19 protein-coding genes and 1 tRNA gene are annotated in these 22,465 nt (G+C 25.6%); 15 read left to right on the top strand and 5 right to left on the bottom strand.

Translation table 11 applies throughout. The annotated features are described in order from the left end of the window. Positions 1-564 precede the first annotated feature (564 nt). From ilvC to MarbSA_RS05865, 4 genes are all read left to right on the top strand, one after another. Positions 565-1,611 (top strand): ketol-acid reductoisomerase, encoded by a 1,047-nt coding sequence (gene ilvC, locus MarbSA_RS05880; protein WP_054835087.1) that lies wholly within the window; start codon positions 565-567, stop codon positions 1,609-1,611. A gap of 624 nt (positions 1,612-2,235) precedes the next feature. Continuing rightward, positions 2,236-2,463, top strand: coding sequence for an AbrB/MazE/SpoVT family DNA-binding domain-containing protein (locus tag MarbSA_RS05875; RefSeq protein WP_054835086.1), 228 nt, complete (start codon positions 2,236-2,238; stop codon positions 2,461-2,463). Next, entirely contained in the window at positions 2,460-2,861 is a 402-nt protein-coding gene (locus tag MarbSA_RS05870; protein ID WP_054835085.1) for a type II toxin-antitoxin system VapC family toxin, read from the top strand. Before MarbSA_RS05875 ends, MarbSA_RS05870 begins: the two co-directional genes overlap by 4 nt. A 170-nt stretch (positions 2,862-3,031) precedes the next feature. After that, positions 3,032-4,036 (top strand): methanogenesis marker 12 protein, encoded by a 1,005-nt coding sequence (locus MarbSA_RS05865; protein WP_221061150.1) that lies wholly within the window; start codon positions 3,032-3,034, stop codon positions 4,034-4,036. Between the two features lie 286 nt (positions 4,037-4,322). Here the strand turns inward: MarbSA_RS05865 and MarbSA_RS05860 are convergent, their stop codons facing one another. After that, positions 4,323-4,529, bottom strand: a complete 207-nt coding sequence (locus MarbSA_RS05860; protein WP_042702628.1) for an LSM domain-containing protein — start codon at positions 4,527-4,529, stop codon at positions 4,323-4,325. A 641-nt stretch (positions 4,530-5,170) separates the two neighbouring features. Between MarbSA_RS05860 and MarbSA_RS05855 the strand changes: the two genes are divergently transcribed. Beyond that, positions 5,171-5,317 carry a hypothetical protein gene (locus MarbSA_RS05855; RefSeq protein ID WP_221061149.1) on the top strand — a complete coding sequence of 49 codons (147 nt, stop codon included), beginning with the start codon at positions 5,171-5,173 and terminating at the stop codon, positions 5,315-5,317. Positions 5,318-5,719: 402 nt separating this feature from the next. Continuing rightward, entirely contained in the window at positions 5,720-6,685 is a 966-nt protein-coding gene (locus MarbSA_RS05850) for a restriction endonuclease (protein ID WP_042702626.1), read from the top strand. Between the two features lie 283 nt (positions 6,686-6,968). Here the strand turns inward: MarbSA_RS05850 and MarbSA_RS05845 are convergent. Then, positions 6,969-7,040: transfer RNA gene (locus tag MarbSA_RS05845), tRNA-Val, on the bottom strand. A 381-nt stretch (positions 7,041-7,421) separates the two neighbouring features. Between MarbSA_RS05845 and ilvE the strand changes: the two genes are divergently transcribed. The 4 genes from ilvE (at position 7,422) to MarbSA_RS05825 (ending at position 12,642) form a co-directional block, all read left to right on the top strand. Next, positions 7,422-8,351, top strand: a complete 930-nt coding sequence (gene ilvE, locus MarbSA_RS05840; protein ID WP_221061148.1) for a branched-chain-amino-acid transaminase — start codon at positions 7,422-7,424, stop codon at positions 8,349-8,351. Between the two features lie 136 nt (positions 8,352-8,487). Beyond that, positions 8,488-9,318, top strand: coding sequence for an undecaprenyl-diphosphate phosphatase (locus MarbSA_RS05835; protein WP_054835790.1), 831 nt, complete (start codon positions 8,488-8,490; stop codon positions 9,316-9,318). 495 nt (positions 9,319-9,813) lie between these two features. Further along, on the top strand, positions 9,814-10,899 hold the full coding sequence (gene cobT / locus MarbSA_RS05830) for a nicotinate mononucleotide-dependent phosphoribosyltransferase CobT (protein WP_042702618.1): 1,086 nt from the start codon (positions 9,814-9,816) through the stop codon (positions 10,897-10,899). 63 nt (positions 10,900-10,962) lie between these two features. Further along, complete coding sequence (locus MarbSA_RS05825; RefSeq protein WP_221061147.1) at positions 10,963-12,642, top strand: bifunctional N(6)-L-threonylcarbamoyladenine synthase/serine/threonine protein kinase; 1,680 nt, start codon at positions 10,963-10,965, stop codon at positions 12,640-12,642. A gap of 46 nt (positions 12,643-12,688) precedes the next feature. Here MarbSA_RS05825 and ftsA read toward each other — a convergent pair whose 3' ends face one another. Continuing rightward, positions 12,689-14,104: a coenzyme F390 synthetase gene (ftsA, locus tag MarbSA_RS05820; RefSeq protein ID WP_221061146.1), complete on the bottom strand. Its 1,416-nt coding sequence runs from the start codon at positions 14,102-14,104 to the stop codon at positions 12,689-12,691. Between the two features lie 287 nt (positions 14,105-14,391). Here ftsA and MarbSA_RS05815 point away from each other — a divergent pair, with 287 nt between their 5' ends. The 5 genes from MarbSA_RS05815 (at position 14,392) to MarbSA_RS05795 (ending at position 19,648) form a co-directional block, all read left to right on the top strand. Then, a complete protein-coding gene (locus MarbSA_RS05815; RefSeq protein ID WP_221061145.1) occupies positions 14,392-14,952 on the top strand; it encodes an XTP/dITP diphosphatase in 561 nt (186 codons plus the stop codon). 161 nt (positions 14,953-15,113) lie between these two features. Next, positions 15,114-15,512 (top strand): 30S ribosomal protein S15, encoded by a 399-nt coding sequence (locus tag MarbSA_RS05810; protein WP_042702610.1) that lies wholly within the window; start codon positions 15,114-15,116, stop codon positions 15,510-15,512. Next, entirely contained in the window at positions 15,502-16,851 is a 1,350-nt protein-coding gene (gene recJ / locus MarbSA_RS05805; protein WP_221062062.1) for a RecJ family nuclease, read from the top strand. The genes MarbSA_RS05810 and recJ overlap by 11 nt, the downstream gene beginning before the upstream one ends. A 203-nt stretch (positions 16,852-17,054) precedes the next feature. Then, a complete protein-coding gene (locus MarbSA_RS05800) occupies positions 17,055-18,269 on the top strand; it encodes an aconitase X (protein WP_221061144.1) in 1,215 nt (404 codons plus the stop codon). A gap of 263 nt (positions 18,270-18,532) precedes the next feature. Then, entirely contained in the window at positions 18,533-19,648 is a 1,116-nt protein-coding gene (locus MarbSA_RS05795) for a radical SAM protein (protein WP_054834887.1), read from the top strand. 152 nt (positions 19,649-19,800) lie between these two features. Here MarbSA_RS05795 and MarbSA_RS05790 read toward each other — a convergent pair whose 3' ends face one another. Both MarbSA_RS05790 and MarbSA_RS05785 read right to left on the bottom strand, forming a co-directional pair. Beyond that, entirely contained in the window at positions 19,801-21,081 is a 1,281-nt protein-coding gene (locus MarbSA_RS05790) for a DUF354 domain-containing protein (protein WP_054834886.1), read from the bottom strand. A 58-nt stretch (positions 21,082-21,139) separates the two neighbouring features. Then, positions 21,140-22,378: an oligosaccharide repeat unit polymerase family protein gene (locus tag MarbSA_RS05785; protein WP_221061143.1), complete on the bottom strand. Its 1,239-nt coding sequence runs from the start codon at positions 22,376-22,378 to the stop codon at positions 21,140-21,142. Between the last annotated feature and the right edge of the window lie 87 nt (positions 22,379-22,465).

Genomic DNA, 22,465 nt, shown 5'->3' with positions numbered 1-22,465 from the left:
AATATTATAAAGCTATTTAACATTATAAAATTATTATAAATCTATTTAGCATTATAAAAATATTAGGTTTATTTAATATAGAATTTAAAAATACTAGATTTGCTCAATCTAAAATTATTAGATTTATTTTTAAAATTATATGGAATTATTAGCTTTATTTTAAAACTATACATAATAAAAATCTATTAAATACAATTATTTTAGCTAATATTACTTATCTAATATTATTTAATATAATACGATGATATCTAGTATAATACTATACTTATATCAAGAAAAATATATTAAGAAAAATTGAAAAATAATCATTTATATCTATTATTATATTTGATAACTCATCCTTTATATACTTAAATTATAACATGGTTAATTATATATGATAAAAAAATTATAATTATGATGTGATAAATTCTATAAAATAGTTTAATAATATTAAAATTGTTTACTATTTTAATTCAATTTAATCTAATCCAAGCTAATTCAATTTAATTCAGTTTAACTTAGTTTAATTTATTTTAATTTAATTAATACTGGTTTAATTTATTATTATTAGGAGAATTTCAAATGAAAATGTATTATGACAAAGATGTAGATGTTAAAGCTTTAGCTAATAAGACTGTAGCTGTTATCGGTTATGGTAGTCAAGGAATGGGTCAATCACAAAATATGTCAGACAGTGGATTAAAAGTCATTGTTGGATTACGTGAAGGAGGAGCCTCCTGGCAAAAAGCTAAGGACGATGGTATGAATGTTAAAACTATTGAAGATGCTGCTAAAGAGGCAGATGTTATTCATATATTACTTCCTGATGAAATTCAAGCTGATGTTTATGAAAAATCAATAGCTCCCTATGTAAAACCAGGCAATACTATTTCTTTCTCTCATGGATATAATATCCATTTTAAATACATAAAAGTACCTGAAAATGTAAATATTACTATGATAGCTCCAAAAGGTCCAGGTTCTATGGTTAGAAGAACTTATCTTGAAGGATTTGGAATTCCTGGTCTTGTAGCTGTTGAACAAGATGCTACTGGAGATGCTCTTGATGTTGCTTTGGCTATGGGTAAAGCTTGTGGACTATCTAAAGCTGGAATCCTTGAAACTACATTTAGAGAAGAAACTGAAACTGATTTATTTGGTGAACAGGCTATTCTCTGTGGTGGTGTCACAGAACTTATAAATGCAGGTTTTACAACTCTTGTTGAAGCAGGATATCAACCTGAAATAGCTTATTTTGAAACTTGTCATGAATTAAAACTTATTGTAGATCTTATTTATGAAAAAGGTTTTGCTGGAATGTGGAATGATGTTAGTAATACTGCTGAATTTGGTGGTTTAAGCAGAAGAGATAGGATTATTAATGATGATGCTAAAAAGGAAATGAAAAAAATCCTTTCAGAAATCCAAAAAGGTAAATTTACTAAAGAATGGGCTCTTGAATCTACAGCTAAAATGCCAATGCTCAATAGAATGAGAGAACTTGAAAGTGAAGAAAAAATCGAAAAAGTAGGATCTAAGCTTAGAAAAGCCTGTGGATTAGAAAAAAAAGCTAAAGAGAAAGAAGAAAAAGTCGTTGTTGTTAATTTTGACAAAAATAAGAAGAAATAATTTCACTGTATTTTTCTGTATTTAGTTATTAGGTATTCATACTTTTTTATTTTAATATTTTTTACATATTTATTATTTTTTAATTTTTTTATTTATCTTGTTTAATTACTTAACTATAATAATTAATTTTTAAGAAAGAAAACTTCAATTTAGGGCTGTATTTATAGGATTGTTAAATAAAACATGTTTTTCAGAGGAGATAATTGAAGAGATCTTTCTTAAGGTGTTTATTGTTTATTTTTTGGGTATCTAATACATAAATTTGTATTAGATATTCACTAATATTTTCTTAATACTATATAAATATTTGTTATTACTAATTTTTTATTCTTTAAATAATTGGTATTATTATAATATTTTTTAAATCTTAATACTTTTATTTTAATCATTTTTATTTTAATTATTTCTATTTCAACATTCTCATATTACTCTTTATTTTTATTTTTTTTGTTTTTCCATAATCAGCAAATAAATTATTATATAGGTATTGGATATTTTATAAAAATAAAAATAATAATAAAATAAGTCTTTTTAAAGAATTTGAAATAAATAATGATTAATATCATATATGACTGTTAATTTTAAATATAACTATTAATATATTATTAAGTAGGAGAATTTAATATGACAGTCACAACTAAAATATATGAAAACAATCAAACAGCCATACCTTCTGAAATAAGGAAAAGATTTAATGTAGGAAAAAATGATTTAGTAGAATGGTCTGTTAATGAAAAAGGAAAACTTGAAGTTAGTTTTAGAAAAAAAGCTAGTTTCAAGGATATTAGGAGTAAAGGAAGGTTAGATTATAAAACTAATTCTGTAAATCTAAAAAAGGAGTTATATAAGTGAAAATATTCTTAGATAGCTCATTCTTAATAGCTTATGTGATTGAAACAGATGAAAATAACAAATTAGCTTTGAAATTAGAAAATGAAAATATATTTGATAATGAATGTTATATAAATAATCTTATAGTAAATGAAATAGTTACTGTTATAGGGAATAAAACCAGTTTAGATTTAGCAATTAATACATATAATGCTATTAAAGATAATTGTAATATTATTAATGATTATAATAAACCTAATTTTAATGATAATGTGATGAAGATATATAAAAAGAATAATACTAAACTATCATTTACTGACTGTGCAATAATTGAAACAATGAATGAAAATAACATTAATAATTTAGTTTCTTTTGATAAATATTTTGATAGAGTGCTTGGAATAAAAAGAATACATTAAGGAGGATATATTAATTATTTATTTTTTCTAATATGATAGTTGTGTAAACAAAATTTCATCATAAAATACAGAATCAATAAATCATAAAAATAATAATATATATCATATAAATTAATATTATATGTAATTACTATTGAAATAAAAGGAATGTTTGAAATAAGGTGAATGTTTTGGTATTTGTAGGAATGGATCATGGGACTACTGGTATTTCATTTGGAATAATGGCGGGTGATGGAAAACCGATTGAAAGTTTTAAAATTGATCGTGAAGACAGTAAAGCAGGTAAAGTTTCAGCTATCGAAGAATTATCTAAGAGAGTTAATCTTAATGATATTAAATTAATGGCTATAACCTATGGTATGGGTGATGGGATAAATTCAATATTACCTATTACTAAGGTTAAAAATAGAGGTATTTTATCCATTGAAGGAGCTGGAAGAATAACTGGCGGAGGAACTTCTGTTTATAGTGAAATTGAAAAGTCTAAAATACCAACCTTTGTCATACCTGGTCTTCATAAAGATTCTCCTTCTCTTGATCCTTTATTTAAAGCAGCTTATTCTCATCAAGCTAGCTCTGAAAAAGTAAGTATTTGTTATAATGCATATCTTACTACTAATTGGAATAATATGATTATTGCTGATATTAGTTCAAATAGTGTTAATATATTAATCGAGAATGGTAAAATACGTGGAGCTATGGATGCTTGTGTAGGAGCGATGGGAATTGTTCATGGGCCTATTGATTTAGAAATGATTAGAAATATTGATGAAAATAAAATAACTGCAAATGAAGCTTTTTCAACTGCTGGAGCTGTTAAAATTGCAAATATTAATACTAAAGTATCTTTTATGAAAGATATTCTGTTAAGTGCTTATAAAAAAGGAAATCCCAAAGCAAAATTAGCTATCGATACTATGATTTTTACAGTAGCTATGGAAATTATGGGGTTGATTGGAATATCAAAAAATAAGATTGAAGGTATTGTTTTAACAGGTTCAATTGGATCGATTGAAGATCCCTTTAATTTTAAAAATGAACTAAATAAATACTTAAAAAATAAATTTGAAATGATTATTCTTCCAAGTACTTCTGGAGCATTTGGAAGTGCGGAAATAGCTAGAGATGTTTATAATAAAAAAGATAATATTCTTGGAATTGATATAGAGCCTTAATATTAATATACTATGATATTAAGCATATTACTACACTATTAGATATATTGCTGATATATGCATATTTATAATATTCGTATATTAGTATATAATGCTATATTGTCTGTATTAGTTATTTGGCTATATTTAGTTATATTAGTTATATTTTCACTATGATTGTATAACTTTGTATATTGTTTTATAGCTTTTAAAAGATAATCTTTTTAAATAATATAATTATTTGATAATAATTTATTTAATAATATAATCATTATTTAAAACATCATTTAAGATTGATCTTTTAAGTCTAATCTTTCATGGAGATAAAAGCTATTTTTCCACCTTTGACAACTTTTAATCCATCATCTACTTCTAAAACTGTGTTTAGGAAATTATCGATTGCTATTATTTTGCCTTCAAATTCTTCCCAGTTTTTCAGACCTATTAAGACATCTTTTCCTTTGAAGTCTGCAAATTGTTTGTTCACTTGAAAATTATTGTTACTATTATTCATGTTATCATCTTTTAAATAAAAATAATCATAAAAATAAAATTATTATATTTTATACTTTTTTATAAAAATTTTATTTTAATAAATTTTATAATAATATTTATTAACTAATATTTATTATAAAATATTTATTTTATAATTTTAATATCATTATCAATTTAATATTATTATCAAAGTTTTAATTTGATAATTTCATTCATCATATATTTTATTTCTTTATGATATAAGCTATTTAAATATTTTTATTTTATATTTCATTTATATTTTATTTATACATTATTTATATTTCAGTTATATTTTATTTTTATAATACATAATTCTATTATTAATTGTCTAATAAAATATTAACTATTTGATAATTTTACACCAATATATTTTTTTAATTCTAAACTTTTTGTTTTATAAAGTGAAAATATTAAATATAATGAGTAACAAATTAATATTTAGCACGGAATTAATATTTAATTAAGATATGTAATTATTAACAGAATATTAAAGATGAATTAACTATGTTAAGTTAATTTATAAATTGATATATAATTTATATTTAATTGTATTGTTATTAATTGGAAAAATAGTATATACTAGTTTAATATAAAAATTTTAGCTAATAGAAAAGTTTTAATTTAAAAGGAAGAGTAAAAATGCCTATAAATCAATTAGAAACTAATTTATCAGAAATTACAACTACAATTGCATATTTGGAAAAAAAAGGATGTGCTGACCAAAAACTTTTGAATAATCTTAAAGATGAAAGAGATAGGTTACTTAAAGATTTAAAATTAAAATGAACCTTTTTTAAAACTGAATCTTTTTTAAAATAAAGTCTTTTTAAATTAAATTAACTATTAAATAGTTTTTTAATTAATATTAGGAGTTTAAACCTTATTATTATACTCATTTTGTTTATATATTTTTATTATCCTCTAAACGATAATATTCTATTTTAATTTTATACCTAATATTTTTATTATTATACTCTTTTTATTAAATTATTAATCTTTTTATTAACTTATTTTTTATTATAATATTATAAAAATAGATTAAATATTTAAATTAAATATATTAATAAGAAACATAATATATAGTACTATATATTAGCAACTAATAATTATTTATAGCTAATATTTATTTATAGTTAGTATTTATCTATAATTAATAATTAATTAGTGTCTATAAAGTTAGGTGAGATTGTGGAAAAGCTACAACTTGTAAATTTCATTTCTAAAGTGATGGAAGAATCTGGTTTTAAAGTTTATAAAGATTTCAAAACTTCTCAAAAAGTCATTGATATATATGGCGTTCTTCCAAGTGTAATGGGAGATTTTAGTGTTGTTGTAGCTTGTAAAAACTATGATAAGCAATGGGAAGTTGGCATAGATATTTTAAAAGAAATGGAAATGATTGGAAGAAATTTAAAGGCTTCTAAAGTAGTAATTGTAACTAGTTCTATATTCTCTTCTCAGTCTCGTAATTATGCTTCTAAAAAAAATATTAAACTTATAGATAGAGATAATCTAATGATACTAGCTAAAAAATTTTCTAAAAAAGCTAGTAGTTCTCATGATTCTCATAATTATGTTAATACTGATTCTAATTCACATGATTCATTTGACAATCCTGATATTCAATCTTCTGAAATGAAAAAGAACTATGGAGATAATTCGAATGATAATTATGATGATTCTGATAGCTATCATGATAATTATTATTCAACAGATTCAAATAATAATCCGGGGAATGTTTATAGGGATAACTCTACATTTATTTCTGGGAAAAGTAGTATGGGTCTTAAAAAACAGAGGTCTAATTCAAATTCAACTCATTCTTCAGTATCAAGAGATGATTCTAAATTAGCTAAGAGAAAGCCTAAAAAACAAGGGCCACCTTTAAGTCAAAGAATCTTGCCAATTTTAAATAATACAATTGTATTGATAATTTTAGTTGTTTTAGTGTCTTATTTGATATCTTCATTGCTGGTTTTAGCTACAGGTACTTCAAATGGAATAAGTGGTTTAGTTAAAATTCTTTCATCATTAGTACTATCTTATGGGCTTGTATTAGTTTTAAATAAGGATGGAACTGCAGTACTTGTAAAAGGGACTACAGTATTTTTTGTTTCTTTAATAATTTTAATCTTAATGATAATTGTTTTATAATAATTTTATAATTATTTTATAATTATTTTGGGCTTATAAAATTCTATAATACTAATAACATTAATATTATAATTAATATTCATTTTTAAAATTAATATTATAAAAGTAAAAACTATATTCATATTATAGTATGAATATTGCCAATAGAATATTAATTAAAATATTAATTATAGGATAAAAACTGAATATACTGGATTATATGGTAAAAAAGTTGATTATATTAGTATAAATATATAAATTTTTGAAAATAGCTTCAATATGTAAAAACAGAAAAATAAATTAGTGGTTCCGGCGAGATTCGAACTCACGATCCTCTCGTTGTAAGCGAGATATCATACCCCTAGACCACGGAACCATAGCATACCAAATATTTAAAAAATCAAGTATATAAACTTTTCTAATTTTTCTATTTTTTATAGATTTATAGAATTAAAAAATTATTTTATATTAAGATTTTTTCATATTATTATTTAAGATTTTTTATATAATATAATAAAATTAAAAAAACTTATATAAATTAAAGATTAATATTAAATAGGATTTTTATAAAGAATTTTTAAATAGAATTATTTTATAATTTTATTATATTCTTATATTATTTTATAATTCTTATATTATCTTATATTATTCTTATATCATTATTTTATAGTACTAATGCCATATTTGTTAATATTAAACTTGTTTAGATAGAATTCAAATAATGATCCAAATAATAATTCAAAAGGAGGAATAAAGTATGTCATGGGATGAAAAAGGTGGAAAAATATGGATGGATGGAGAATTTGTAGATTGGAAAGATGCTAATATTCATGTTTTATCTCATGTAGTTCACTATGGTTCAAGTGTCTTTGAAGGATTAAGATGCTATGAAAATCCAAATGGTAGTGCAATATTCCGACTTAATGAACATGTTGAACGATTATTTGAATCTGCTAAAATATATAAAATGCCAATACCATTCAGTAAAACTGAAGTATCAGACGCAATTAAAGATGTTGTAGCTATAAATAATTTAAAATCTTGTTATATACGCCCAATAGCATATAGGGGATATAAAGAATTAGGTGTCAGTCCTTTAAACTGTCCAGTTAATGTAAATATTGCTGCATGGAAATGGGGAACTTATTTAGGCGATGAAGCCATGAAAAACGGTGTTGATATTGGAGTTTCTTCTTGGAGAAGACTTGCTCCTGATACAATGCCTAGTTTAGCTAAAGCTGGTGCTAACTATATGAATGCACAATTAGCAAAGCTTGAAGCTATCGAAAATGGTTTTGATGAAGCTATAATGCTTGATTATCATGGTTTTGTTGGTGAAGGTAGTGGTGAAAATATATTTTTGGTTAAAGATGATGTCATACATACTCCTTCTTTATCTTCTTCAATATTGAAAGGAATTACAAGAGATTCTGTTATTAAAATAGCTGAAGATCTTGGTTATGGTGTATTAGAAGAAAAAATCCCTAGAGAAATGTTATATTTGTCTGATGAAGTATTTTTTTCAGGATCTGCTGCAGAAGTAACTCCAATAAGATCCATTGACAAGATAGAAATAGGATCTGGTAGACGTGGGTCAGTTACAGAAAAAATACAATCTGAGTTTTTCAGCATTGTTGATGGGAAAACAGAAGATAAATTTAATTGGTTATCTTACATAGAATACTAGATAATAACATTGATAATAATTACTTTTAGGATTTTTAGAATTTTGAAAATCTTTAGAATTCTAAAGATTTTAAGATTTTTAGGTAGCTATATATTATAATATTATTTTTAAAGAATTATTTTTAAGAGGCTTTATAATGCATATTTTACAAGCGGTTATTGTAGGAATAGTACAAGGATTAACAGAATTTCTCCCAGTAAGTAGTTCTGCTCATCTGATATTTGTTCAAGAATTATTAGGGATTAATCAACCAGGAATAGCTTTTGATGTTTTACTTCACTTAGGAACACTCGTTGCTGTTGTTGGATATTTCTTTAAAGATATTGTTGAAATGATAAAGGCTTTTATATCTAGTATACTTGATTTATTCAGAGGTAAGTTTAAAGAAGGGTTTAAAAATGATCCTTATAAAAGATTGGCATGGATGGTTATTATTGGAACAATTCCTGCAGGTGCCGTAGGTATAATTTTTGATACTCAAATTGAAGCTATATTTCAAAGTGTTACAATTCCAGCATTTTTTTTACTTATCACAGGAACATTACTTTATGTTTCCCAGCGTTTAAATGTTGGAAATAGAGATATAAAAAACTCTGGAATAAAAGATAGTATTATTGTTGGTATAGGACAAGCTTTCGCGATTTTACCAGGACTTTCACGTTCAGGAACTACAATTGCAGCTGGACTTTTAATTGGATTAGATAAAGAATTTGCAGCTAAATTTAGTTTTCTTTTAGCTATTCCTGCTATTCTTGGCGCTGCTTTGACACAAATAGATGGAATTGGTGCAGGAATGGATACTAATTTATTACCTTATCTTTTAGGATTTTTAGCATCTCTTATTTCAGGGTACTTAGCTATTAGTATTTTATTAAAATTAATTAGAGAAAGAAGCTTGGATATATTTGCATTTTACTGTTGGATAGTTGGTGCGATTGTATTAGTTTATAGCTTGTTTTTCATGTAACTTATAAAACTTATAATAGATTTAATATATCATAATTTAATGTATTATATTTAAAATTTTTTCATAATTTAAAATTTTTTTCATAATATTTTTTATTTATTATACAATATTTGCCTATAATTAAATTAATTTATTTTTTTTCTTTTTTTTAAATATAGGTATTTATAATCATTTAAATCTATGTCTTAATGATTATAATAATATATTTCAATTTTTATAGGAGAATATTGCTTTATAGTTATTATATTACTTTATTAAATAGATCATTATAATTAAAATAGTAATTAATTATATTAATTATAACAAAATTACATTTTCATAAAATTGCATATAATATGAAATTAGACATCATATAAAATTAGAGTATATATTAATTATAAAATATAAATTAAATTTATACTTTTTATAGAGAATTAGTATAATTAGTACAATAATATATAAAATTAGATTTATACTAAATTTAATAAATGAAATAAACTTATTAATGGTGCAATAATGGCAGAACTATTCAATGGACTAAAATCTTATGGTTCTTTTGAACTTTTAAAAAAGATAGAAGGTAAAAAACCTTTTTTCATATGTACGATTGCTACAACTTCTACAGCAAATATTCCTTACATTACTGGTGCTGGAGCAACTCCTGAGCTGATGGAATATACTCCTGCAGGAGATGTTGAATTAATTATTCATGGAGAACTTAGATGCTGTGATATACCTCCTCAAACTATTGTTGATGGTGCTTCAGCACCTACTCCTGCAATGATTACAAAAGCTGCTCTTGAATTAACTGATGTTCCTTTTTTAATAGTTGATGCAGGTTCAAGAATAAAACCAGATGTCCCCTGTATTACAGCTTCTAATAAATCCATTCATGGAAAAGATATAAGAACTGGTGAAGCTGTTGAAAATCCAGAAAAAATTTTCAATGATTCAAAGATAATTGGAAGGGAGCTTTCTAAGTCTAATGATTACCTTGTGATTGGAGAAAGTATTCCTGCAGGTACAACAACAGCTCTTGGTGTTTTAACTGCTCTTGGATATGATGCTAATTTTAAAGTTAGTGGTAGTATGCCTGAAAATCCACATAATCTCAAAAAAGATGTTGTAATGGAAGGACTTGCTAATGCTGGTATTTTAGATGGTATTGGGAATATTGGAAAGATAGATCCTTTTAAAGCAGTAGCTGCTGTAGGAGATCCAATGATTCCTGCTGTTGCAGGTATGGTTTTTGGAAGCACAGTCCCTGTTATTTTAGCTGGTGGAACTCAAATGGCTAGTGTTTGCAGTTTTATTAAAGCAATTGATCCAAATTTTGATTTTTCAAGAATTTGTTTAGGTACAACCAGTTTTGTTGCTAACGATTCTACTTCTGACTTATTCAACATAGTATCTCAGATAGATGACATAGATGTTCATGTTGTTAATCCTAATTTTGAAGAATCTTCTAATGGAGGCCTTAAGAATTATCTAAAAGGATTTGTTAAGGAAGGTGTTGGGGCAGGTGGTGCAATGCTTATGGCACTTCTTTTAGGATACTCAATTGAGGATATTCGAAAAAAAGTTGAGGAGATTTGTGAATAGTTATTGATTATTGTTTGTTATAATTGGATATATGAAAATATATTTTAAAAAATTTATTATTGGTTGATTAAGTTGATTTGTTTAGGAATTGAAGGAACAGCAGAAAAAACTGGTGTTGGAATTGTTGATAGTGATGGTAATATTCTTTCATTAGTTGGAAAACAATTATTTCCAGAAAAAGGAGGTATTCATCCTAGAGAAGCTGCTGAACATCATGCAAAATGGATTCCTAAGTTAATTTCTGATGCCTGTGATAAAGCAAAATTAGGTCTTGATGAAATTGACCTTGTATCTTTTTCAAAAGGCCCAGGATTAGGTCCAGGACTTAGAACAACAGCTACTGCAGCTAGATCATTATCATTATCAATTAATAAACCTATTATCGGAGTAAATCATTGTATTGGGCACATTGAAATTGGAAAACTTGATACTTCTGCTAATGATCCTGTTTCTTTATATGTTAGTGGTGGAAATAGTCAAATTATAGCTTATGAATATGGAAGATATCGTGTTTTTGGTGAAACTTTAGATATAGCAATTGGAAATGCATTAGATCAATTTGGAAGGGAAACAGGACTTGGACACCCAGGAGGTCCAGTTGTTGAGAAATTAGCCAAAAATGGAAGTTACATTGATTTACCTTATACTGTTAAAGGAATGGATCTTTCATTTTCTGGATTAATGAGTGCAGCAATTCGTAAATATAAAGAAGGAATTGAAATTGAAGACATTTGTTATAGTTTCCAAGAAACTGCATTTTCTATGCTTGTTGAAGTAACAGAAAGAGCTCTTTCACACACTAAAAAAGATGAAGTTCTTTTATGTGGGGGAGTAGCTGCAAATAAAAGACTTAGGGAAATGTTAGATGATATGGCTGAGGATCACTTTGCTAAGTTTTATATGCCTAAAATGGAATATTGTGGAGACAATGGTGCAATGATTGCATGGCTTGGAATACTAATGAATAAAAGCTATGGCCCTGATAAAATCGGGGAGACTAATGTTATTCAAAGATTCAGAACAGATGAAGTTGATGCACCATGGGTTAAACAATCAAAATCAAGAATTATATTACCAAAAGAGATATTAGCTAAAGGTGCTGAGGCTGATATTTTAACTGGAAATTGGATAGAAAAAGAAGTTATTATAAAAAAGAGGATTCCTAAAAGATATAGGATTAATGAAATTGATGATAAAATTAGAAAATCAAGAACAAAAAGGGAGACAAAATTAATATCTGATGTTAAAAAATCAGGAGTATTTTCACCAGTTCTATATGATATTGATTTAAAAGAAAAATCAATAGTAATGGAGAAAATTAAGGGGGAAACTGTTAAAAATATTTTAGAAGGGTCATCTGAATCTAATAATTTTAATAAATTTGACCAAAATGAACTTTTATTTGCTATTGGTCGAAGTATTGCTAAAATTCATCAAAAAGATATTATTCATGGAGATATTACTAGTTCTAATATTTTATTCAGTGATGGTAATGTTATTTTAATTGATTTTGGTTTAGGTAGATATTCTAATCTTATTGAGGATAAATGTGTTGATTTATTAACTTTTAAAAAATCTTTACAAAGTGTTGATTATAAAATAGCTGATAAAATTTTTAATACAGTTTTAGAAGGATATATTAATACTTATAAAACCTTTTCTGAGGATTTTAATTTTAAAAAGATTAATATAATTAAAAAAATACATGAAATTGAGTCTAGGGGACGTTATACTCCTCACTAGATATATCTTAGTTAATTTTTCTTTTTATTTTCAAACTTAATAATTTTTATCTTCTATCAATTAATCTTTTTGGTCTGCCTTTTATTTTATAAAATTCGAGCTTCCCTTTTTTTAAAAAGTTAAATATAATTTCAAATTCGTCATTATAATATTTTTCTTTTAAATCATTATTTTTTCTTAAAAATGAACTTAGAAAATTGTTTTCAACAATTTTTTTATTTAAATTTGAATAGTCTTTATATTCAACCGATATTCTTAAAGTATTTTCAGTTTCATTTCCATATAAGAATGATTCATATTCTCCAGTTAAATATTCCATATTTTCTCTTTGAAATACTCCTGCTTCAATATCTACTCTGTTAACACTATTTCCAAACATAGTAATAGTTTCAGCATCTCTTGTAGGATTATCAATTTTCATATGTGTCCTACCACAACCGCATTTTTTTCTTGTTATAACTGAACTAGAATCATCTGTATCATAGTTAATAAGTAATGTTCCTGCTTTATCTTCTTTGCTAAGCAAAGTCGTTAGTATCATTTTTCCTTCTTTTCCATCTTTTAAAAAGCATGATTCTGAACAATCAAGATTGGAATCAGTACTATTATTTTCTAATCGCATATTTGGGTCTGTTTCAGTGTTACTATTATATATATCTAGATGTATTAAGTCTTCTGGGACATGAATTCCTTTTTTTTCAATACATTCTCCACACATTGTTCCTTCAGTACTTCCATAAGTATTATATACATTAACACCCCAAATTTCTTCTATATATTCTCGTGATTCTTCTGAAAAACTTTCTCCACCTGCAATTAAGCGTTTTATACTTGATTCTTGGGGATCTAATTTATTTTCTTTCATTCTTTCTGCCAGTCTTAAGAATTTAAATATACTTCCTACGATACTTGTTGGTTTATAATTTTTAAGTATTCTTATTGGGAAAGTGCATTTTCCTTCAGGTATTGTAGTAATTTTCAGTTTTTTTGCAGCTAAACTCATTGATTCTGCTCCAATGTTCATTCCGTAAGATGTGCAAACAATTAAATAGTCATTTGATTTAAAGCCTTGGGATTTGAAAGTTCGTGCATATTTTTCTATATATTTCTCCCAATCATTTTCTGTTAGGAAAAATGATTTTGGTGTTCCTGTTGTTCCACTTGTTTCATGAATAGTAACTATATCCTTATTTTTTGCAGATTTAAAGTTGAAAAAATTAGTAGCTGGGGGTTGGTTTTTCTTAATTGTATCTCCTGTTATTATTGGGAGTTCTTTTAAATCTTCATGGGTTTTAATAGATTTAATTTCTATTTTATTTTTATCAAACCATTTTTTATAGAATTTAGAGTTTTCATATGCATATTTTATTGTGTATTTAACTTTTTCATCAATTAAAGAATCTAAATCTCCTCTATCCATTGTTTCAATTTCTTTGTTATAGTAGAGATCATTATTTTTCATATTAATATATTGTATTTATTAACATTTTAATCTTTAGTATATGCCTATATTTTTGTTGTATTCTATGATACAATCTTGTGGTTCAATATAACTATAATTTAATATAATTAATGATATTTAATATATTAATCATTAAAGATATTATTAATATAAAATACTGTTTATATAAAAATATTAATATAAAATATTTTTTTCATGAAAAAATATTATTATGAAAAAATATTATTCTTATAAAGTTGCTTATATGAAAAAATATTTATAAAATTAAAACTCATAGTTTTACTATTATGATAACATTTATTACTGGTAACAACCATAAAGTAGAAGAAGCAGAAAATATTTTTCGAAAATTCAATATTGAATTAGAGCATATTGACTTAGGTTACACAGAACCTCAAGGAACTCTTGAAGAAGTAGCTATATCTGGTGCAAAATATGCTTCTCGAAAATTAAATAAACCTGTGATTGTTGAAGATGCTGGTTTATTCATTAAAGCTTTAAATGATTTCCCTGGAACATATTCATCTTATGTTCAAGATACAATAGGAAATGAAGGTATTTTAAAGCTTATGAATGATTTAAAAACTGACCAAGAACGTTATGCTGAATTCAGGTCGGTCATTGGGTATTGTGCCCCCAATATCGAGCCCAAGATTTTTTTAGGCAAAGTTTCTGGTGTCATTGCATTTGAAGAAAAGGGTAATAAAGGTTTTGCTTTTGATCCAATTTTTTATGTTCCCAATATGTCTAAAACGTTTGGTGAGCTAACAACAGATGAAAAAAATCAGTTTTCTCATAGAAAAAATTCGTTAGAACTTTTTGTCAATTGGTATAAATCTGATAAATAAATTATGATGCATAGATTTAACAATTTTTCAAATTAAACAGTTCTATTGTTATTTATTGCTAATTATATTAATATAATAAAAAATTGACTTATAACAAAGTTAGTTTATAAGATTAACTTATAAAAAGAATTAATATTATAAAAAATTAAGAGGTATTTACAATGTCTAAACCAGAATGGGTTACTTATTCAAATGAAGAAATTGAAGAATTTATATTAAAATTTACAAAAGAAGGTAAATCTCCAAGTGAAATTGGTGTTATTTTAAGAGATCAGTATGGTATTCCTAGTGTAAAAGCTGTTACTGGTGAAAAAATCACTGCTATATTAAAAAGAAATGAACAAGCTCAAGAATATCCTGAAGATATCATGAACTTAATTAAACGTGCTGTAAACATTAGAGATCACTTAAAAGAAAATCCAAAAGATTTACACACTAAAAGAGGATTAACTATCATAGAATCAAGAATTAGGCGTCTTGGTAAATATTACGTTAACGATGGTGAATTACCTGAAGGATGGAGATATGACCCACAAGAAGCAGCACTCCTTGTTAAATAAGGCTAATGAAGCTTCTGACATGATATCCAAACATATCAAGGATGATCATGTTATAAGAATCATTTCTCATAATGATGCAGATGGGCTTTCTGCAGCTGGTGTTATAGCTAATGCTATAAAAGAGGAGGGAGGACAGTTTCATACTACCATCCTTTCTCGCTTAAAGCCAGAAAATGTGAAAGAACTATCTAAAGAGAAATATAAGTTATTTATATTTTCTGACATGGGAAGCGCCAATTTAAAGCTTATTAATAAGTTTAAATCAGAGGTTATAATTGCAGATCATCATCAAGTTGATGATACAGAATCAGAAGATCATATTATTCATGTTAATCCTCATCTTTATGGGATTGATGGTAGTAAAGAACTAAGTGGTGCTGGTTCTTCTTATTTAAGTATTAGAAACTTAGGTGATGGGGAAAATAATAAAAAACATATTGCTCCACTTGCTTTAGTAGGTGCTTTTGGAGATATGCAATTTAATGATGGATTTATTGGTGCAAATGAGCTAATCGTTGAAGATGGGAAAGAATTTGGAAATCTTGAAATACATCAAGATCTTAAAATTGTTTCCAAAAATCAAGAACCACTATATAAATCTTTAGCATATACTTTAAATCCAGCTATACCTGGTTTAACTGGTGATTTAGAGGGATCAATGGGATTTTTAGAAAAAATAGGAATTTCTTATGGAATAAAATTCACTGATCTTGAAGATGAAGAAAAAGATGTTTTAAAAGATGAACTTATTAAAGTAACTCCTGATATTTTTGGAAGTATTTATAGTGTGCCTAAAGAAAATCCTGTTTTAAGGAACCTTGAGGAATATTCTTATATTTTAGATGCTTGCGGGAAAAACAAAAAAACCGGCCTTGGTCTTTCTATTGCATTTGGAGAACGTGGAGAAGCACTTGATGCAGCTTTGAATCTTCAAAAAAAATATAGAGATCAGTTAATTAAAGGAATGGAATGGATTAAACGAGAAGGTGCAGTTCAAATGGACTTTATCCAGTATATGTATAGTGAAGATAAAGTCTTGAAAAGTGTTATGGGTACTATTTCTAGTGTAGGAATTGCAGCTGAAATTTTAGATAGTGATAAACCCATTCTATCTATGGCTAGAATGCATAATGATGTAAAAGTTTCTGGAAGAACAACAAGAGAGATGATAGAAAAAGGAGTAGATCTTGGAAAAGTTCTCCATGATAGTTCATTAAGCTTTGGAGGTCAAGGTGGGGGTCATGATATAGCTGCTGGAGCTATGATTCCTTATAAAGAGATGGATAATTTTTTAAACTTAGTAAATGATATGGTTGAACACCAAATTGAAAATAATTAATCCTATTATTCTTATATTATACTTAGTATTCTTTATTATTCCTATCATTACTATTTATATAAAAATTATAATCTTTCATATTTTTAAAATTTCCCTGATTTAATTTTAATATATTTTGACTTAAATAACTTATTAATAGTATTTTTGAGTAATAGTTTTTGTAATAATATTATTTTTGATTTAAATATGGTAATGGGATTTAAATGTATTTAAATAAAGAAGAAGAAAGAATGTATAATGGTTTCTATGGAGATACTGTACGTAAAAGCATGGAGATCCTAGTGGCACTTGGGGATATTTATAGTGCAGAAAAACTTGTAAATATTACTTCTGCTCAAATATCTGGTGTTTCTTACAAGACTATTGGTGATGCAGGTCTTGAATATCTTGAAGATTTGGCTAGTGATAAGAATTTAAATAGAAACTCTGCTGCAAAAGTTCCTTCTACTTTAAATCCTGCTGGTACAGATCTAGATAACTGGAAATCTCTTGGATTTCCACCAAAATTTTCTAAAAAGCAGAATGAAATTGTTGATGCTTATGGGATGCTTGGAATTTCGAAAACATGTACTTGCACTCCTTATCTTGTAGGTAATGTTCCTAAATTCAGAGATCATGTAGCATGGTCTGAATCTTCAGCAGTTGCTTATGTAAATTCAGTTATCGGTGCAAGAACTAATCGTGAAGGAGGGCCTGGTGCATTAGCTGCAGCTATTTGTGGTAAAACCCCTATGTATGGTTATCATTTAGAAGAAAATAGGAAAGCAAACCTTTTAATAGAACTTGAAACTCCTATATCTGGAATTGATTATGGGGCATTGGGATATATGGTTGGTAAGGAAGTTGGAAATGGTGTTCCTTATTTTGTCCTTAAAAATGATTCTACTAATACTGAATTAAAAGCTCTTGGAGCAGCACTTGCATCTTCGGGTGCTGTTGCATTATATCATGTTGAAAATGAAACTCCTGAGTATGATTCTGCTGGAAAGACTGAATTGCTTAAAAATAATAATAAAATCTTAATTACAGATTCTGATATTAAAAATACTTGTGAAAATTTAACTAATTCATCTAAAAATGAAGCAGATTTAGTTTGTTTAGGTTGTCCTCATGCTTCTTTAGAAGAAATTAAAAATATTGCAAATATAGTCAAAAATAAAAAAATAAAGAATGATTTATGGGTATGTACTTCTATAAATGTTAAAGCTGCCTCAGATAGAATGGGTTATACAAAAATAATCGAGTCTGCTGGTGGACATATAGTGTGTGATACTTGTATGGTTGTTGCTCCAATTGAAGACATGGGATATGAAACAATTGGTGTAAATTCTGCAAAGGCAGCTAACTATGTTCCTAATATGTGTGGTCTTGATGTAATATTTGATGAGGCAAAGAATTTAATAAAATTCAAATCTTAATTTTATTTTTATAAATATTTTTATAATATGTTATTATGCTTTTAATATCTACTTTTAATATCTACTTTTAATATCTACTTTTAATATCTACTTTTAATATCTACTTTTAATATTTATTTTTAGTATTATATTCTTAATATTATATCATATTTTTAACATTATATTCTATTTTTCAATATTATATTTCTTTTTTAATATTATTCTAATTACTTTTCATTTGCTTCCAAAAATTAATAATATATAAAATTACAAAATATATAACAATGAACACTTTAAAGAAAATGCAAGTTTTGAGTGATTCTGCACAATATGATATTTGTGATTATGTAAATCACTATAAAAAATCTGATATTAATCTTCCAGGAATTTATAATGCAACAGGACCTGATGGCTGTAAAATTCCTCTTTTTAAAACATTAATGACAAATAAATGTGTTAATGATTGTAAATATTGTATCAATCAGTCTAAAAGAAATTTTACTAGATTAGAACTAAGTCCAGAAGAATTAGCAAGAGCTTTCCTTAGTTATTATAATAATGATTATGTACAAGGATTGTTTCTAAGTTCTGGAATTGCAAAAGATGTTGATGACACTATGGAGAAAATGTTAGATGTTATTAACATACTTAGGAAAAAATACGGATATGATGATTACATACACTTTAAAGTGATTCCTGGTGCTAACAAAGATTCTATTAAGCGTGCAATGTCATTAGCTAATAGAGTAAGTTTAAATATTGAGTCTGCAACTTCAGATGGATTGTCTCAAATTTCTTCAAACAAAGATTATAATAAAGATATATTAAAAAGAATAAGTTGGATAGATTCTATATCTAAAAAAAATAACTCTATAATATGTTCTAGTTCAACTACACAGATGATTGTTGGAGCAAATGATGAGACTGATGTGGAAATTCTTTCTAGAATAAAATCCCTTTATAAAAACTATAATTTATCTAGAAGCTATTTTAGTTCTTTTTCTCCAGTTGAAGGAACAGAACTTGAAAAGAGGGAAGAGTGCAATAAAAATAGGACTTCAAAACTATATCATGCTGATTCTCTGTTAAATATATATAAATTTGAATTAGATGAGCTTGTCTTTGAAGAAAATAATCAATTATCAATTAATGAAGATCCTAAATATTTATCTGCTTTAAAACGAGATATATTTCCTTTAGAAATTAATTCTGCTTCTTTTTATGAATTAATTCGCGTTCCAGGTATTGGAACTATTTCTGCAAAAAGAATCATGGCTATAAGAAAGAAAAAACCATTTAAGAAGATGATAGACTTGAGAAAATTAGGAGTTGTTATAGATAGGGCTGAACCATTTATTAAATTAGATGGTAATTATCAAATTGCTCTTGATAAATATTAATAATTATTAATAAACAATATTTAAAAATAGAATATAATGTTAAAAATATGCTATAATATTAAAGATATAATACTAAAAATAAATATTAAAAGTAGATATTAAATTGTATATTAAATAATAATATTCTAAAATAATATTAACTGAATTTTTTATTATCTAAACTCTGATCTTTTTTTCCAAATCGCTTTCATAGACTTTAAACCACTTTTCTTAGGAGGATTTTTTAGATTAAAATTGTTAATAATATCTACAAAATTTTCAACAGCAATTTCACTATTTTTAATTAATTTTTCACTTTCTGGTCTTGGAAGCTTATTTTTTAACATTTTTAACATATAATCCTCATATTTGTCATCATAACTATTTTTATCTTCATGATTATCTTTGCATTTATTGTTATCTTTGTTTTCATGTGTATGTTTGTTTTCATGATCATATTTATCCTGATGGTTATCTTTAAATTCATCTAAAAAATCTGAAACTTCTTCTATTTCAAGTATTGGAATTTTTAAATCATTTGCTAAATCTACACTACCATGTTCTTTATGAAACCCTGCTATTTTTATTGAAGGGATTTCTAAAACACCTGCTTCTATTGTCATTCCCATACCAGCTCCATAAATCATAAGATTTGAAGATTTCATTAAACTTAATAAATCAACAAACTCATCTAAAACTTTAATTTTATTAGATTTTATCATATCTTGAATTAATTCTTTTTTAAAACGATATGGTGCTATAAGTGTTGGAAGATTTATTTTTTCTAGAATATTTATTAGCTTTTTTATATCGCTAGTTTTTAAATCTCCTCCTAAAACTACTAATATAAATTTTGAATAACCATAATCCTTTTTTATATCTTCATTATCTAATAAATGATTATTAGTAACACAATCAACAATATAATTAACCATAGGATAACCCTGAATGTTTTCAGTAGAATCTATATGGTATTTTTCACTTAAATAATTTTTATAACTTTTTGAAGGTACTGTTACTAAATTAGAAAATGCAATTGTTTCAATTGGATTATATATATCTTGTTCTATATGTATTGCAGGAATTTTAAGTAAATTAGCAGCTGATATAGATTTTCTAACATCACCAGCATTTCCACAGGTAATTAAAAGATCTATCCCTTTTCCTCTCAATCCTAAGATTGCTTTAATAATGTCTTTGAAAATTAGATATGCAAGTTCAAAATTATTTCTTTTTACTTTTCCAGAACCCCTACCTTTTCCAATTGAATAAAATTCATCACAATATGGTTCAAGTAGTTCTTTAACACCTGATCCATGGGTTAAACAGATTATTTTGCTTTTTTTCCAATTTAATTTTCCTAAATTTTCCATTTTTTTTATTTTTTTTATAATAGGAATAAGTGTTTTTGCAGGAGCTAATTCACATGCAATTGCTATAGTAATTTTTTCCAATTAATCACTCTCATTCTTATTAATATGCCATTATCTTTTAAAATTGTTTTCATGACATTTATAGCTTATAATAATTTTCTAGATTATAAATATAATCTATTTTATAAATATAATATATTATTGTAATAATTCCTAAAATATAAAAAAACCAAACTATTATGTCTGTAGGACCTGTTTCAATCCAAATTAAAGTTTGTCCTAAAATTATTCCATAGATAGCAGTAGCTATGCTTTTCAAATGTTTTTGAATTATATATAACATTTTTAATATAAATCCTATTAAAAACATTTGAATGCTCATTCCAATCCATCCAAAGTCCAGTATGGCAGGACCAAATATTGTTGAAGTTATAGAATGATTTTCTCCTAATACAGCTTGTCCAACAAGCACACGAGGATCTACAGATTTAAAAAATCCTGTTAATGTATAATAAAATAGTTCTCCTTGTGTTGAACCAGCTAGTGGGATTGTTCTATCTAGAATATTAATTGTAAAACCTGCTCTATAGGATATTAGTTCTAATGCATTTAATCTCCAATGCTGCCATTCAATTGATTGCACAGCTATAAAACCTATAATAGTCATTAAAAAAATTATTATAATTCCAAAAAGTATTTGGTACTTTATTTTTAAATTTCTTGAGTAGTATAATGTTATAAAAGAGCTTAATAAAATTGCCATTGGTGTTGTTCTATACCCGGTCAGTGAAAAAAGTCCTAATCCAATTATAAGCAATAAATAATAAATTTTTCTATTATACTTAGCTAAAAGTATATTTATTCCTATTATGAAGAATATATAAGAGAATAACCATATTTTAGTTGCAGCCTCTGCTTTTAAAAACCCACTAAATAGGGGAATTCCTCCAAGTAATATGAAATTAATTATTTGTAGTAATAATCCAATTAGAACTATGGATAATACAATAAACTCAAAATTCTTGAATTTATTACCATTATTATTTTTATTTTCATTATTTTTATAATAACTACTTATTTTAAATGAAGGTAACGATTCTAATTTCTTTTTTTTTATTTTATTTAGAGTTTTTATTTTTTTATTGAACTTTTTTGACAATTTTGATAGTATTTTTGGGAATTTAATACCAATAATAAAGAATATAATACCTAATAAAATATAAAGATACACTTGAAATGATGGTCTTGGTAACTCATCAGAAAAATATAGCATAGGTAAAGATACAAGTATAAAGATTATTATAAAAAATATAACTATATAGGGATTGAATATGTCTATATTTCCATATTTTTCTTTGATTTTGTGTTTTATCTTCATATTTATTAGATTCCCATTTCTTTATTTTATTATTTACTTATTAGTAATTCTATATTATTTTTATTACTATTCTTATTACTATTTATA

Origin of the sequence: Methanobrevibacter arboriphilus (assembly GCF_019669925.1) — an archaeon.
GTDB classification, from domain to species: domain Archaea; phylum Methanobacteriota; class Methanobacteria; order Methanobacteriales; family Methanobacteriaceae; genus Methanobinarius; species Methanobinarius arboriphilus_A.
Note: the sequence above shows the minus strand (reverse complement) of the source record. Positions and strands in the feature narration are given on the sequence as shown.

Excerpts from the sequence above, each read along its gene's own strand:
- MarbSA_RS05855 (WP_221061149.1), top strand. The coding sequence starts at position 5,171 with ATGCCTATAAATCAATTAGAAACTAATTTATCAGAAATTACAACTACA.
- ftsA (WP_221061146.1), bottom strand. The coding sequence starts at position 14,104 with ATGAAAAATAATGATCTCTACTATAACAAAGAAATTGAAACAATGGAT.
- MarbSA_RS05835 (WP_054835790.1), top strand. The coding sequence starts at position 8,488 with ATGCATATTTTACAAGCGGTTATTGTAGGAATAGTACAAGGATTAACA.
- MarbSA_RS05875 (WP_054835086.1), top strand. The coding sequence starts at position 2,236 with ATGACAGTCACAACTAAAATATATGAAAACAATCAAACAGCCATACCT.
- MarbSA_RS05800 (WP_221061144.1), top strand. The coding sequence starts at position 17,055 with ATGTATTTAAATAAAGAAGAAGAAAGAATGTATAATGGTTTCTATGGA.
- MarbSA_RS05860 (WP_042702628.1), bottom strand. The coding sequence starts at position 4,529 with ATGAATAATAGTAACAATAATTTTCAAGTGAACAAACAATTTGCAGAC.
- MarbSA_RS05810 (WP_042702610.1), top strand. The coding sequence starts at position 15,114 with ATGTCTAAACCAGAATGGGTTACTTATTCAAATGAAGAAATTGAAGAA.
- MarbSA_RS05785 (WP_221061143.1), bottom strand. The coding sequence starts at position 22,378 with ATGAAGATAAAACACAAAATCAAAGAAAAATATGGAAATATAGACATA.
- ilvC (WP_054835087.1), top strand. The coding sequence starts at position 565 with ATGAAAATGTATTATGACAAAGATGTAGATGTTAAAGCTTTAGCTAAT.
- cobT (WP_042702618.1), top strand. The coding sequence starts at position 9,814 with ATGGCAGAACTATTCAATGGACTAAAATCTTATGGTTCTTTTGAACTT.
- MarbSA_RS05815 (WP_221061145.1), top strand. The coding sequence starts at position 14,392 with ATGATAACATTTATTACTGGTAACAACCATAAAGTAGAAGAAGCAGAA.
- ilvE (WP_221061148.1), top strand. The coding sequence starts at position 7,422 with ATGTCATGGGATGAAAAAGGTGGAAAAATATGGATGGATGGAGAATTT.
- MarbSA_RS05795 (WP_054834887.1), top strand. The coding sequence starts at position 18,533 with ATGAACACTTTAAAGAAAATGCAAGTTTTGAGTGATTCTGCACAATAT.